This is a genomic window from Cyclobacterium salsum (assembly GCF_010119245.1).
In the GTDB taxonomy this organism is placed as follows: domain Bacteria; phylum Bacteroidota; class Bacteroidia; order Cytophagales; family Cyclobacteriaceae; genus Cyclobacterium; species Cyclobacterium salsum.
In genome coordinates this window covers 89,654-103,723 of sequence record NZ_WNKG01000014.1, presented here as the reverse complement: position 1 = coordinate 103,723, position 14,070 = coordinate 89,654, and the positions used below count along the sequence as shown (strand labels likewise).

The following is a 14,070-nucleotide window of genomic DNA, read 5'->3' as shown; positions in this document are numbered from 1 at the left end:
TCGCCATGTCCGATTTGTGCCAGCACACCAACAACTATTCGAGAAGGGAATTTTTGAGCAAAACCGGACTGGGCTTGGGAGGGCTAGCCCTTTCTTCTTTGGTATCCCCCTTTGAATCCAGGGCTGCCTCTACGGGAGGAGTTGGATTCGGGGGAGGTACGCACTTTTCTCCCAAGGTAAAGCGTGTCATTTATCTTTTTCAAAGCGGTGGGCCTTCTCAGCTCGAATTGTTTGACTACAAACCTGAATTACAGAAAAGAAACGGCGACCAATTGCCGGATAGTGTCCGTCAGGGACAGCGGTTGACAGGGATGACGGCCGGGCAGAAGTCCATTCCCATGGTTGGGTCTATCTATGATTTTAAGCAATATGGGCAATCGGGAGCCTGGGTAAGTGAGCTTTTGCCGCATATTGCAGGTATTACCGATGATATTTGCATGGTGAAATCCATGTATACGGAAGCCATTAATCACGACCCTGCCATTACCTTTTTTCAAACCGGTTCTCAGCAACCCGGAAGACCATCGATCGGTTCCTGGGTAAGCTACGGCTTGGGATCCGAAAATGAAAACCTCCCGTCTTTTTGTGTGTTACTCTCACAAGGGAAACAAGGTGCCCAGCCGGTTTACAGCCGCTTATGGGGAAATGGTTTTTTGCCAAGTCTTCATCAGGGCGTACAATTTCGCTCCGGAAAGGATCCGGTCCTTTACCTGAATGACCCGCCGGGTATTTCGGGCAGGGACCGCAGAAATTACCTTGATCATTTAAAGAAATTGTATGATTTAGGTTATCAGCAGTCCCATGACGAGGAAATCAATGCTAAAATTGCGCAGTACGAAATGGCCTATCGCATGCAGACCTCTGTGCCGGAGACGATGAATATTTCGGATGAACCGGAACATATCACAGCCATGTATGGCCCTGAGGTACACCAACCGGGAACCTATGCCGCGAATTGCTTGCTGGCCCGGAAACTGGCAGAAAAGGATGTCAAATTTATCCAGCTCTATCACAAGGGATGGGATCAGCATGGAAACCTTCCCAAAGACATTCAAACCATGTCCCAAAGCATGGATCGTCCAACGGCGGCCTTAATCAGAGATTTGAAGCAAAGGGGCATGTTGGAGGATACCCTGGTCGTCTGGGGAGGGGAATTTGGTCGAACCAGTTATTCCCAGGGTCGCCTAAGCCCGGAAAACTACGGCAGGGATCACCACCCCAACTGCTTTACCATGTGGATGGCCGGAGCCGGCGTAAAGAAAGGCATCACTTACGGTGAGACGGATGATCTGGGATATAACGTGGTCCGTGATCCGGTCCATGTGCACGATTTTCAGGCCACTTTATTACATTTATTGGGAGTGGACCATGAAAAACTTACCTTTAAACACCAGGGTAGACGCTATCGGCTGACCGACGTTCACGGAAAGGTCGTAAAAGGAATTCTTGCCTAACCGCTCAATAATTTAACTCTTCGATTGGTCCAGTGCCCGCTCAATATCCAGGATGATATCGTCCACGTGCTCCAGGCCCACCGAAAGCCGAACCAATCCGTTAAGGATCCCTACTCGCTCTCGTTCCTCTTCCGTCAATTTGCTGTGAGTGGTAGAAGCCGGATGGGTGACGATGCTGCGGCTATCGCCCAGATTGGCGGTGACGCTGATCATCTGCAGTCGGTCAATGAAATTTTTGGCTCTGCTCAGCCCACCTTTTAAGGTTAGCGTGATGATGCCCCCGCCATGGCGCATTTGTTTTTTGGCAAGGCGGTATTGGGGATGGGATGGTAAAAAAGGGTATTTCACTACTTCCACTTCCGGGTTTCCCTCAAAATAGCTGGCAATTTTAAAGGCACTTTCACAATGCCTGTCCATTCTGACGGCCAGGGTTTCCATGCTTTTGGCTAAAACCCAGGCATTGAATGGGGAAAGGGAAGGACCGGTGTGGCGCATAAAGAATTGTACCTCATTAATCAATTCCTGTTTTCCCAGAATCAGTCCGCCCAGCACCCGACCCTGACCATCTATGAATTTAGTTGCGCTGTGCGTCACGATATGGGCTCCCCATTTGGCTGGTTGCTGTAAATAGGGGGTGGCAAAACAATTGTCTACCACTAAAATAAGATTATGGGCATTGGCAAAACGGGCGATGTATTCCAAGTCTATGATTTCCAGGCCGGGATTGGAAGGGGTTTCGACGAACACCATTTTGGTACTCGGCTGAACCAGTTTCTCCCAATTGCCAATGTCCGAAATATCGCCATACGAATGAGAAATGCCCCATTTAGGAAAAACCCGGGTTAGTAATTGATGGGTGCTGCCAAACAGTGATCTGGAAGCAAGTACATGATCTCCCTGACTCAACAAGGCTGCCATACTGCCAAACATGGCCGCCATGCCGGAGGCGGTAGTAACACCGGCTTCGGTCCCTTCGGCCGCACACACTTTTTCGATCAAATCACTGGTATTGGGATTGGCGTATCGGGAATAAATATTTCCAGGTAGTTCATCGGCAAAGAGTTGCCTGGCCTGTTCTGCCGAATCAAAGACAAAACTGGAGCTCAGGTAAATGGGAGCCGAGTGCTCGCGCTGATCAGAGGAAGAGGCAGCTATGCGAACTGCCTGAGTTTCAAAGTTTTTATAGTCCATCTATGGTTTATTTCAAAGGGTTTGGTAAGAAAGGAGGAAATGATTCGAACTCAGCAAAAAACGTTGCCAAGAAGGTAGCGGTTCGGATTGGAAGGAAGTAATTATTATTTTCATATTGTCTAATTTATCGGTCCCAATTGGGTCAGGTCTTGGCACCTTTCCGTTGGGCGGAAGGTTGCCAGAGGTTCACGGAGCCTGTTCTCTCGCCTCTTCTTTATAAATCAGTTTCCTGAATTAAGTGCAAATAAAGGGAGGGGATGGATCATATCCAAATCTAAGGCGGAATTTGGGTGCCTAAAATGAAAAATCATATTGAACCCGGAACCTCCAGCCTGAAGCTTCCCGGTTGATAGACTCCTCTTCGAAATCAAAACGGGTTATATCTACCGTCAGTTTATTCAGGTGATCTTTAAAAAAGCAATTGAAGGCCAGTGTGTATTCCCTTTCCTGATTTCCATCTAACTCCCTATCGGGTTGGAAAAGGGCATACCGACCAGCAAGCTCAAGTTTGGGTCCCATAGGGGCCTGCTTGGGGTTTAGCAAAAAACCTCCCTGAACGAACCAGCCCTGCAGTCGGGTAAACCGATCTGTTTCCTTGTCCAGTATGTTTTTTCGGTGAAACTCACTGTGCCAGCTAAAGTACCTGTATTTCAAACTACTTTCAATGAGGTATTGGTCCATTTGGTACTGTCCCGGAGATTCACTTTCAAACCCCACCAATTGACCACCTCCCTGCGATGAATAGCGCGTATATTGACTGCTATTGGTACTTCCGGCTACTGCCAGGGAGGCCACTGGTTTGGGGTAATATTCTAAAGCCGATCCTGACATCGCTACCCCATCGCCTAAAAAATTCCATTGCAGGCGGCCAGCGTACATAAGTCGATTGTCGTCGTTGGTACGGGCACCGATACCTGTGCCTGTCAAGGCCATTATATGGTAATTGAAATCGGCTAACCCTCCGCCATCCAACCTACCATATAGGGTGACACCTTGCTGCCTGTCCAGGGTAAACGGTCGGTTGACAATGGAACGCTCCATCATCTGTTGCTTGCCACTGGATATCACCCTTTCTCTGGAATATTCTGATTTCCACTGTCCGAATTTAAAGCTTAGCCAGGGCCATTTTTCTACCATAACCCTAAAATCCAGCAGGCGGGATGCGGAGAGCTCGTATTCGAAATAATACTTCAGCCAGGGCTTGTGTGCATGGCCCCCTACCTTAAAGCGTGCCCGGTTGATCTTAAAAAGGTTTTGCTTTTGTTCAAAAAAGTCATCGTAAGTGACCGGATCCTGATCAGCCGGAGTGGCAAATCGAAACTGAAGCCTGCCAGCCAATTGCAACCGATACAAGCCGTCCGCAGAAGTAAACTGAAAGCCTCTAGAACTGTAGGACGTTTCGCTTTGCGGCGGATCGTCCTGAAAAGCCAAAACAGTGCCCTGAAAAAACCATATTAAAATAAAAATAAAAGGTGTTTTCAATGGCATACGTTGTTGGAGTTAGCTTCGCATTTATTTTTTTTCGACGGATTATCAAGCGGCTTTAACGATCGGTAGGCCTGCAGGAATCTAATATTATATATATGTTAAGTAAATGTTAACTTTATGTTACTATACCTGCAAAGGTAAAAATTGACTATTTAGGAAAAAAGAATCTTTTATCGACGGCCTGTTCAAAGCTGAATTAGCCTACAATAGGAAGCAGGATACCCGATTTATAATTGAGTTAGGAAAAAAACTGTTTCAGGTGAAAATGGCCGATGTTAAGGGATAGGCCAAAAAAGTTTATCGAGATCGATTTTCGCCCCAATAGTGGGTGAAAGATCCGCCATTAAGCGTCAAAAAATGAGTAGAATGATAACTCACAAAAATTGAAACACGTTTACTTACATGAAGGATGCACCCGGTTTGGAGGAGTAAAATAGATCTAACGAGCTACAAATATTTCTTAATCTGCCTTGCCCAAATGGAATATCCCTTAGCGTTCATATGAAGATCATCCTCGAGAAAAATATCTTCCATTGGTGTTTTATTGGAATTTAGCATGGGATTCCATAGGTCAGCATAGGATACTTTTTTCTTTCCTCTGGCATATTTTTTCAAGGTGGCATTAAGTTCCCGGTAGTTATCGGCCAGCTCCCATCTAGCCAGGCTGGGCTTGGGACTGATCAAAACGATTTCGGTTTGAGGGCGTTCCAAGTGGATTTGACTAACGATCAGATTATACGTTTCAATGATTTCCTCGATGGTTTTCCCTGCAGCCAAGTCATTATCTCCTTCATATATAAACACCTTTTCGGGCGCATAATCCAAGACCAATTCATCCAGGTAATGCAGTAAATCACTGGCCTGTGAGCCGCCGAAACCACTGTTGACTATTTTTTCTCCTGGAAAATCCTCCTGTAAACTTTTCCACATTCGGATGGTAGAACTTCCGGTGAAAACAACTGAAGCCTGAAAATTCTGAGGAGGATAATCCTGTGTTATTTGCCTGACCTGAGCGGAAAAGCGTTCGGGGTCCTGAGCAAAAGAATCTGGACAAAGCATTAAAAAAAGCAGGGAAAGGAATAGTAGGTTTTTCATGGGGCACATCGTTAACGGGCTCTAAACTACTATAATAATTCGAAAGATTAAAACCTGCTGTAAAAATGACTGTCACAAAAACGGACATAAAAAGCGTACAGTTTTGGATTTTAATGAATCCAGATGCTTAATCAGGGCTAATCTTTAAATTTCCGGATCGAATTTTTCTTAATCCTGTCCTGCTATAAATAATATATATGGCTGTAATATAGATTGTTATATATTATTAATATCAAGGTGTGCTTTTTATTTTCTCCGGCCTTGTGTCGGCACTTCCATGGTATACATTTTGAATGGCAATGTTCAAAAGATTAAATGATAGATGCATAATGTAGAGAAATTCCTGATATTTTGTTCCGGTGCTTACCTGCCATTGGTGCGGAGGTGTCCGGTAAGTATAAACAGGTTTTTAGGGATTGGAGCAACGGTCCTTTTTACGGCAGTTTTTGCAGGACTATCTGTAAGCTATGCCTTGTCAACCATTTTTTCCTCTTTTTGGGTGATTTTGGTCATCGCTTTGATCTGGGCGTTGATGATTTTTAATTTAGATCGCTACATCGTTTCCACGTTAAAAAAGCAGGATCAATTTTTTCCGGAATTCAAACAGGCCCTTCCCCGATTGGTCTTGGCTTTACTGATAGCCCTGGTTATTGCCAAGCCCCTGGAGTTGCGGATTTTTGAAAAGGAAATCAATAGGCAACTGGATGAACATCGACTCCTTACCATTGAAAATAGCCGGGAAAAAATTTCCGAGGGGTTTCCGGAAATTTCAGCCCTGGAAAGTAAAATCCAAGGTCTCAGAGATGCCATCGCAGCTAAGGAAGCGTTCCGAAACCAAAAGCAAAGGGAATACGATCAGGAGAGATTTGGCATCAAAACCGAAGGCACCACGGGCCTGGCCGGAATCGGTATAAATGCCGAAAAGAAAGAAAGGCAACTGGATCAGGCGGAACAGGATTATCAATATACACAAAGGCTAAACGAGTCTAAAATCCAGGAATTGGAGGAAGAGATCAGAGGAATTAATGTATTAAAAGAGCAGGAATTTCAGAACCAAATGGTTTCAGTGGATGCTTATGATGGATTGGCGGCCCGATTGCAGGCTTTCAAGGATTTGACATTGAAAAATACGGCGATTTACTGGGCCAATTGGATGATTATTTTGCTGTTTGTCATGATTGAGATGGCACCCATCCTGGTCAAGCTGATGGGAAACAGGGGGCCTTATGATCAGTTGCTGGATTTCCATGAAGCAGGTATTGTCCTGGCAGGAGAGGAGCAATGGCACAAAAAATCGGGCGATAGTGCACTGAGAAAGGAGGTCTATGATGATTTGTACGAAAAGAGGAAGGAGAATCGTGTGGATTTTGAACTGGGTATGCTTGGCGAAAAATAAAACAGCAGAAAATGCGCTATTCGACATTTGCAATGTCGAATCCAGATAAACAGGGTTTGCAACCCTGATAACGGGATCGACCGATGATTCGTAGCTGGTTCCGAAGCTGGTACCAGGTTGAAGCATTTCGCTACATTTACTCCAAAGCGCAGGAATTTACCATCAATGGGGCAAAGCATATCTCTGATACTATTATTAGCAGGTGATATGGGTTATGGGAATATAGATGGCTCAAATCCAGGTTTCAGCAAAAACTCCCTTACTTGCTGTAATATTTTTACCCTTGGATGCGATTCTTGTTTTTCAGGCCTGCCTGTTTATTTAATGACTGATCAATTTCAAATGCTTTTTTTGGCCAGGTAGAAATCTACCATTTCCAAATCACTATTTTCCCTTTCCTGCATCTCAGCTACGGTTTTTGGCGGGGGAACAATGACTTTATCCCCTTCCCGCCAATTCAATGGCATGGCTACCTTGTATTTGTCAGCCGTTTGTAAGGCCACCAGCGACCTTTTTATTTCGTCCATATTCCGTCCTACATTTAAAGGATAGTACATGATCAATCTTATTTTCCCTTTAGGGTCAATAAAAAATACAGCCCTCACGGCTGCCGTTTCACTTTCTCCAGGTTGGAGCATGCCGTATTTTTTGGAGACCTTCATGTCAATGTCTGCGATAATGGGAAATTCAAACAAGACACCTGTATTTTTTTTCACATTATTTACCCAGGCAATGTGGGAATGGATAGAATCGATACTTAATCCTGCCAATTTGGTTTTCTTCTCATCAAAGAAATCCTGTTCCAGTGCAAACCCACTCATTTCTGTGGTGCAAACAGGTGTAAAATCAGCCGGGTGAGAGAACAGTATGGTCCAGCTTTCTTTGATGTATTCTGAAAATTTCATCGGTCCTGTAGTTGTCATGGCTTCAAAATCCGGAGCCTGATCACCTATTCTAGGTATGGTTATTATTTCTTCTTCGTTCATGGTATTTTAATTTATTTGATACCATAAAATTCCCATAAATTAAATTCAGACCCAGTGATTATTATCACTTCGAACGGGTTTTATTTCAAATCGATCAGGTAATTTTCATTTGTCCAATGGTTATTCAGACGATCCCTGTATTGGATACTTATGACAAATGGCCCGTTTAGCAAAGATGGAGTGAAGTACAGTTCATTATCCTTAGCAGTACTCCAATAAAGGATGTTCCGGAAATCAGGAAAATGGGCTTCTATATTTTGGCGGGGCAGGGTGTTGTTAAATGACTTCGGATGTTGCATTCCCTTGTATTCGATAAACAAGGCTTTCTCTGGCAAACTAAATCGGCCAAAGTCATTTTCGAAAGAACTTAGGCTCACCAAACCATTGAATTGGTGGTCCTTGATGTAAAGGTTTCTGTTGATAACATCCATTTTACGGATATTTTCTGGATTGAAGGAGGCAAAATCGTCACTTTCAAAGACAGGCATGCCATCTACCAAAAGCAATGGGTTTTCCCGGAATACTTCGTCGAATGGAATATTGAAGTTTTTGAAGATGGTCTTCTTGTTTTGGCTTCTTACCAGCACTTTGGGCACATATTCCCGGATGACGGTGGCCATGTCATCAAACCGGTTGTAATCGTCCAAAAGATAGGTGTAGTCCGGAATGAATTGAAATGGGACGGAATCCACTTTTTGCCTTTCTGGTGCCAGGTAATACTGATGGCTGGCTCTTGCCAATAAGCGCTCTTCCATATATTCCCTGTCCTCCGGACTCATGATCAATTCAGGAAGTTGAAAGCTTTCATTCGGCCTGACCTCCCAAAAGGGGGAGTCCAGGATAAAATTTACCTGCTCTTCGGCCGATGAAGCCTGGACGACGACATAATCGAAATCCATAAAATGACCGGTTTCAAAGTAGCAGGTGCCGGTGCTGTCCGGTCGGCTGATAAAAAGGTGAAACTGTTTTCCATGGGCAGTCAGGTAGTAAAAAATTTCAGGGTCGATGGTTTTATCCAACACCCTGCCCTTGATGATATGTCCGTATAGTTCCGGAACCAGTGGGCTCTCCGGGCTGACTTTCCCATACATTTGCTCAAAATCCAGGACGATTTCCGGTTGAATGGAAGGGTTAGCCTTGCGGATGACAACTGAGGTCATGGAGTTTTTGGGTATGGAAACCTTGATTTGACCCAGGCTGTCATTTTCAAGGCTTCCGGGAAAGGTCGGGTATCCGCTCTCTTTACCGGTGGAAGGCCGGGTATTATCCGTGATTTTAGGTGGTTTGTTGGGATTGATGATGGTAATGACTTCCTGATAAACACCCTGGTCCCCAGTAGCGAAGGGACTGATCCTCGTGTAAACCCTGAGCAGGTAGTGGTCCGAATCAATAGTGGAAGGGATATCCAAATAGGCCTGCACCTTCCCATTTTCCAATAGCGCCATCTCCTGAACTACCGGTACGCCCTGTCTGTCCAGCATTTCCATATAAATTACCCTGGAAGGACTTGGATTGTTCTCCACCAGGACCTTGATATCCAGCCACAGGTATTCTTCTGTCAATAGAACCGGGTTGGATAAATGTACTCCAACAGCTTCTCTTGGAAGGTCAGGAATGGACTGCCCCTTCAGGCTAAGCGAAGTACCGACCAGAAGGATTGCCATAAGGCTTACCATTTTAATAGGAAAAACGTGTATTTTTTTATTTTCTTCATTCATCTTTCCAATAATCAGGTTTAGTAGTGGTTCCACCCCTTATCCGACAATCAGTGCAACCTGTAGTGGATGCGAAAAAACCGGAACAGGGAAAGACTTCACAATCTTCGTATAAGGGGACATATTCACCTTGCCCGAATTTTTCATCATAGTCGGCTATGGCCACGGTGTCGATCAGGCATCCCTGATAATCTCCAATAATTGTCCGCCAGGGACTTACCTCATCCCGATTGATGTATAATTCCTTCTCCCGGGAAACGCCTGCGGAGATGTAGCCAATTACCGGAATATCCGGGTTTTCAGCATGGTGTATGTTGCTGCTGACAGCGGAAGGCAAAGGACTGAATATGCTGCCAATATCATCCGAATTTCTACGGATTCCTTCCCAAAACACATAAGCTTCCCTGTCCAGTACATACTGCCTGGTATGGATCCTGTAGCGGATACCCAGCTTTTCGGAAAGGCTATCAATGGTTAGCAGTTCTTTTTGAAAAATCCGGTTATTCTCAAATCTGGCGGAAGATTCCAGAATAACTCTTCTGGACTGATCAAAATTCCAACAGCGGTAAGTCAGGTCTTCCTGGTCGATCAGCACCATATTGCCACTCGCTTCGTCGTAATTGAAAAAAGAAATTTGAGGCGTCCGGTACATCCAGGTCTCCTCATATACCCACAGGAAAAACTCCGTTTGTTCCTCTCCACGGGTATTGGTATACACCTGAACGTCTCCATTCTGCTTGGTGTAGCTGATGTCAAAATCTGGAGAAATCAGGGGGCTGATCATTTCAGATAGGTACCTTTCCCCATTCTCCAGGTGGATACTTAGGGAATAATTTTGATTTTCGGGTAGATTCTCGGAAAGCAGGTATTGCCCATTTCCCATAGACTGGAGGGGCCACCTTCCTTCCTTTTCTCCCTGGATCACCAACTCCCCACCTGAAATGGGGGAGGTGGCGATTTCGCTGTATAAGGAGGAGGTGCCGCTCAGGTTGATCTGAGTGGTGCCTCCACCCACCTCAATGTATCCTTCGACTACCAATATGTCATCTTCAAAATCACTGATTTCAGGAAAAAATGGTTCCCGGCATCCCAAGTTGGTTAATAGCAGGAGACCAATGATGTAGTAGGAGGTATTGTTCAGTAGGACATCCATTAAAATTTAAAATTATAGGTGATAAAAGGGATGGGTCTTGCAAAAATGGATAATTTGTATCCCTGTATGGTTCCGTTTTCCGGAGAGAAATAAATGGAATAAGGGTTGGCCCTGCCAAGTAAATTATAGATGCCCAGAGACCAGGATGCATGGGCAAGTTTACGGATTTTATGGTTGCCTTCAATATTAAAAGAAAGGTCCACTCTGAAATAGTCCGGGATCCGGTAAGCATTTCTATCTGAGTAATATACCCGTTCTGATCCATTATAATTGAATTTGGCCACCGGGTAGGTTATGGGTCTGCCGGTACTGTAATTGGCGTTTATAGAAGTATTGATTCTTTTGGTGAATTCAAAATTTCCTGCCATCATGATATCATGGGGTTGATCAAAATTACTGGGGTACCATTTTCCTGAGTTTACCCTTTCTCCCCATTCGTTGGGATTGGTTCCCAGCAAGGACCTGGAATAGGTATAACTGATCCATCCATTTAGTTTTCCCTCATTTTTTTTAGCCATCAATTCAATTCCGTAGGCTTGGCCACGGGTATTGAGCACGTCCTGTTCCAGTTCATTATTCAAGATCAGGGTAGCACCACTTCTAAAGTCGACCAGGTTTTTCATTTTACGGTAGTAAATTTCCGCAGAGGTTTCAATGGTATTGTTTTTAAAGTTTTTAAAATATCCTAGGGCAAATTGGTTTCCCCTCTGAGGCCTCAGGTAGGGATCACTTAATTTCCAGGTGTCTGTGGGGGCTATGGCTGCGGTATTGGTCAACATGTGCAAATGCTGTCTCATGGTATTGAAGCCTGCTTTGATGGAAGTGAAATTGTCGATGGCATACCTGGCAGATATTCTCACCTCTGGTCCCTGATAGGTTTGGATAATTTCGCCGGCTCCGTAGCTAATTTCGCCGGTTTTAGTATCATCCGTCCTGATGGTCTGATTGGGGTATTGATTGATGGTGTTTGGGCCAAGGTAGTTGTATACCACATATCTCAGCCCATAATTAATGAGCAGTTTTGGATCCAACTCAAATTCATCCCCAATATAAAAGGCGGATTCAAGGGCTTTTTCCCGGTTCACCCTTTCATCTAAAACGATCGACTCCTGACCTCTAGGGATTTGTTTTCCAGGGTTGAGGTTATAAAAAATGTGATTCATGCCAAAACTGAGCTGGTGCTTTTCGTTGAGATCAAAGGTAAAGTGGTTTTTCCAACTGCTTTGATCCATTGAAAATCCGAAATGAAAGGCATTAAGTGAATCCGGCTGACTCAAGATTCCAAAACCATATTGATCATGGCCCAGGTGAAAATGACCTTCCAGTTTATCATTGAAAAAATGCGTCCAACCCACATTGAGGTTCAGGTTGTGGTAATCATACAAGGTATCCTTGTCAAAACGAAAAGCATCCTGACTCCAATAGGCTGAGAGGGTGATCTCGTTGTTAGGGTCTGGTGCATGTCTGAAGTTCATATTTAAATCATGAAATGAAGCCCGACTGTCGCTAAAACCGGATGCTTCATCTAAAAAGCCAAAAAGCCAATTTGAATAGGTACCCCTGCCTCCTAAAGCAAAGGTGGAGTTCTCTGAAAGTGGACCCTCCAGGTAAAGTCTGCTGGTCATCAAACCAATTCCTCCTCCGCCTTGTATTTTTTCCTTATTACCAAATTTGCTTTTCACATCCAGGACAGACGAAAGCCTGCCACCGAATTGTACCGGAATGCCTGCTTTGTAAAGGTCCACTCCCTCAATCATATCGGGATTAAATGCGGAAAACATTCCAAAAAGGTGGGTAGGGTTATAAATGGTAGCTTCATTGTATAAAATCAGATTTTGGTCAGCAGCACCGCCCCTGACATTAAACCCCGCACTGGCTTCGCCCACCGTTTTTACCCCCGGTAAGGTCAAAACAGCCCTTAATACATCTACTTCTCCCAGGACTGAGGGGAGTTTTTTTAAAGATTGCACCGTAATACTGGCCAGACCCATTTCCGGTCTTTCAATATTGGCGGATTTTTCGGAAGTTACGGTTACTGCAGAAAGGGATATGATATTGTCATCCATGGCTACATCAAGCTGTCCATCTCCCAAAAGGTTGATTTGACGCTGTTCCTGGTAAGCGCCAAAATTTTGAAAAATCAAGGTATGCCTGCCCTTAGGCAGGGTTATTTCATACTGCCCAGACTCGTCCGTAATGGATCTGGCATATTGTCCTGAAGTATAGACCAGGGCACCGATTATGGGTTCTCCCGATTCCACACTCTGTACGATACCTTTTAGGCTGGCATTTGGTTTTGAGGAGTTCGCGTTTGATTGGCCTACTACCCATAACCGGTTTTTGGCAAAATCCTGATTGGCATTTTCCGCAGGGCTGGCCTCAATCTCATTGGGTTGAACAGCATCCTGTTGGATTTGGAAGAAATCTGCCGGAAGCCCTATTTCCAATCGTTTTTGTTTACTAAGAAAAATCCGTTGTTCAGGGTCGATGGTGAAAAATATCGCTTCGGGCTTGAGTATTTCTCCTAATAAGTCTTCTATCGGACTGTCATAGGCATTGACGTTGACGACAATTCCGTTGACATCCTCGGTATTAAAGAAAAACCGATAGGAAGTTTTATTTTCAACCATCTCTGCAAAACGCTCGAATTCCAAACCCGCAAAGATACCGCTGATGCGCTCCTTTTCGGTTGTTTGAGCGATGCTAAGGGAGCTTGCCACAAGACAAAGAAAAACCACCGAAAGTACCTTTTTACTCATTTTTCCCTTGTTCATTTGCCAGGTTTACCAAAGTCTTTAGATAGGCTTCCCTGTTTTTCCTAAAACGCAGCCCATCTTTCCGTAATCGCCTTTTGGTTGTTCGCTTGTCAATTTCCAAAAGGGAAAAAATTCTTCTTTTCGCCGGCACAGCTATCAATGCACCATTCATTTCAAAAAAATATTTTTGCACCTCCTCATAACTTCTGACTAATCCTAATGTGGAAGTCTCTTGCTTTCGTTGTTTGCGGTGCTTGCAATAAAGGCCGATGTGGCCGTTGACGATCTCCCGATAAAATCCATTTTGGTGAAAAATAAATCCTTCGGGCTGACTCTTTTTAATAATTACCGTCCCATCATTTAGCACGATGTAATCAATTTTAGAATGATTCAGAATCATTTTTTGTTTGAAAGTAGAGGAAAATGAAAGTATCAGGTCATCCCATATTTCATATTGGATGGGAATATTCTCAAAAATAAAACCAGCGATAGACAAGGTACCGTTTTCCATTGTTGAGCTGGAGTAATAGGGATGTCCATCCAGGGATCTCCTTTTTTCTATATAGTGGCTTCCGGTATTGATTTCCGGGTACCATTGGATTACTTGTTCATATTGGTTGATGAAACCGATTTCGGGTACTGATTGGCCATTTGTAAATTCAACCCGGAAAAAGAGGAAAAAAAATAACAGGAAACATTTTATCATGATACTGGTTTGATGGGGAATTTCGCAATTCATTAAAGCTGATTTAAATATAACCTAATTTTCTCCTTATTTGATAGTTGCATGCTTTTAATTCTTTATTTTTGTTTCCTTGATCTCAGCCTCATTTGCG

The 14,070-nt window shown here is 44.1% G+C and carries 10 protein-coding genes and 1 riboswitch; of the genes, 2 read left to right on the top strand and 8 right to left on the bottom strand.

The annotated features are described in order from the left end of the window. The first annotated feature begins 5 nt into the window (after positions 1–5). Positions 6–1,454 carry a DUF1501 domain-containing protein gene (locus GJS45_RS21025; RefSeq protein ID WP_162343850.1) on the top strand — a complete coding sequence of 483 codons (1,449 nt, stop codon included), beginning with the start codon at positions 6–8 and terminating at the stop codon, positions 1,452–1,454. 12 nt (positions 1,455–1,466) lie between these two features. On the opposite strand, the gene GJS45_RS21020 is transcribed toward GJS45_RS21025, so the two are convergent. From GJS45_RS21020 to GJS45_RS21010, 3 genes are all read right to left on the bottom strand, one after another. Beyond that, on the bottom strand, positions 1,467–2,645 hold the full coding sequence (locus tag GJS45_RS21020) for a trans-sulfuration enzyme family protein (protein ID WP_162343849.1): 1,179 nt from the start codon (positions 2,643–2,645) through the stop codon (positions 1,467–1,469). A 121-nt stretch (positions 2,646–2,766) separates the two neighbouring features. Further along, positions 2,767–2,868, bottom strand: a riboswitch (SAM riboswitch). Between the two features lie 71 nt (positions 2,869–2,939). Then, positions 2,940–4,133, bottom strand: coding sequence for a porin (locus GJS45_RS21015; protein ID WP_162343848.1), 1,194 nt, complete (start codon positions 4,131–4,133; stop codon positions 2,940–2,942). A 447-nt stretch (positions 4,134–4,580) separates the two neighbouring features. Next, the gene (locus tag GJS45_RS21010) at positions 4,581–5,228 is read right to left on the bottom strand and encodes an SGNH/GDSL hydrolase family protein (protein ID WP_162343846.1); all 648 of its coding nucleotides are present in this window, start codon (positions 5,226–5,228) and stop codon (positions 4,581–4,583) included. A 322-nt stretch (positions 5,229–5,550) separates the two neighbouring features. On the opposite strand from GJS45_RS21010, the gene GJS45_RS21005 reads away from it, so the two are divergent. Then, a complete protein-coding gene (locus tag GJS45_RS21005; RefSeq protein ID WP_162343844.1) occupies positions 5,551–6,624 on the top strand; it encodes a DUF4407 domain-containing protein in 1,074 nt (357 codons plus the stop codon). 338 nt (positions 6,625–6,962) lie between these two features. Here the strand turns inward: GJS45_RS21005 and GJS45_RS21000 are convergent, their stop codons facing one another. From GJS45_RS21000 to GJS45_RS20980, 5 genes are all read right to left on the bottom strand, one after another. Continuing rightward, complete coding sequence (locus GJS45_RS21000) at positions 6,963–7,610, bottom strand: peroxiredoxin (RefSeq protein ID WP_162343843.1); 648 nt, start codon at positions 7,608–7,610, stop codon at positions 6,963–6,965. An 80-nt stretch (positions 7,611–7,690) separates the two neighbouring features. Continuing rightward, complete coding sequence (locus GJS45_RS20995; RefSeq protein ID WP_162343842.1) at positions 7,691–9,274, bottom strand: hypothetical protein; 1,584 nt, start codon at positions 9,272–9,274, stop codon at positions 7,691–7,693. 46 nt (positions 9,275–9,320) lie between these two features. Beyond that, positions 9,321–10,478, bottom strand: a complete 1,158-nt coding sequence (locus GJS45_RS20990; RefSeq protein WP_162343841.1) for a DUF4249 domain-containing protein — start codon at positions 10,476–10,478, stop codon at positions 9,321–9,323. Next, positions 10,478–13,252: a TonB-dependent receptor gene (locus tag GJS45_RS20985; RefSeq protein ID WP_235954904.1), complete on the bottom strand. Its 2,775-nt coding sequence runs from the start codon at positions 13,250–13,252 to the stop codon at positions 10,478–10,480. The genes GJS45_RS20990 and GJS45_RS20985 overlap by 1 nt, the downstream gene beginning before the upstream one ends. Beyond that, positions 13,230–13,940 (bottom strand): hypothetical protein, encoded by a 711-nt coding sequence (locus tag GJS45_RS20980; protein WP_162343840.1) that lies wholly within the window; start codon positions 13,938–13,940, stop codon positions 13,230–13,232. The genes GJS45_RS20985 and GJS45_RS20980 overlap by 23 nt, the downstream gene beginning before the upstream one ends. Positions 13,941–14,070 lie beyond the last annotated feature (130 nt).

Bases quoted from the DNA above. Each gene is read 5' to 3' on its own strand.
- GJS45_RS21025 (WP_162343850.1), top strand. From the start codon at position 6: ATGTCCGATTTGTGCCAGCACACCAACAACTATTCGAGAAGGGAATTT.
- GJS45_RS21020 (WP_162343849.1), bottom strand. From the start codon at position 2,645: ATGGACTATAAAAACTTTGAAACTCAGGCAGTTCGCATAGCTGCCTCT.
- GJS45_RS21015 (WP_162343848.1), bottom strand. From the start codon at position 4,133: ATGCCATTGAAAACACCTTTTATTTTTATTTTAATATGGTTTTTTCAG.
- GJS45_RS21010 (WP_162343846.1), bottom strand. From the start codon at position 5,228: ATGAAAAACCTACTATTCCTTTCCCTGCTTTTTTTAATGCTTTGTCCA.
- GJS45_RS21005 (WP_162343844.1), top strand. From the start codon at position 5,551: ATGCATAATGTAGAGAAATTCCTGATATTTTGTTCCGGTGCTTACCTG.
- GJS45_RS21000 (WP_162343843.1), bottom strand. From the start codon at position 7,610: ATGAACGAAGAAGAAATAATAACCATACCTAGAATAGGTGATCAGGCT.
- GJS45_RS20995 (WP_162343842.1), bottom strand. From the start codon at position 9,274: ATGGCAATCCTTCTGGTCGGTACTTCGCTTAGCCTGAAGGGGCAGTCC.
- GJS45_RS20990 (WP_162343841.1), bottom strand. From the start codon at position 10,478: ATGGATGTCCTACTGAACAATACCTCCTACTACATCATTGGTCTCCTG.
- GJS45_RS20985 (WP_235954904.1), bottom strand. From the start codon at position 13,252: ATGAACAAGGGAAAAATGAGTAAAAAGGTACTTTCGGTGGTTTTTCTT.
- GJS45_RS20980 (WP_162343840.1), bottom strand. From the start codon at position 13,940: ATGATAAAATGTTTCCTGTTATTTTTTTTCCTCTTTTTCCGGGTTGAA.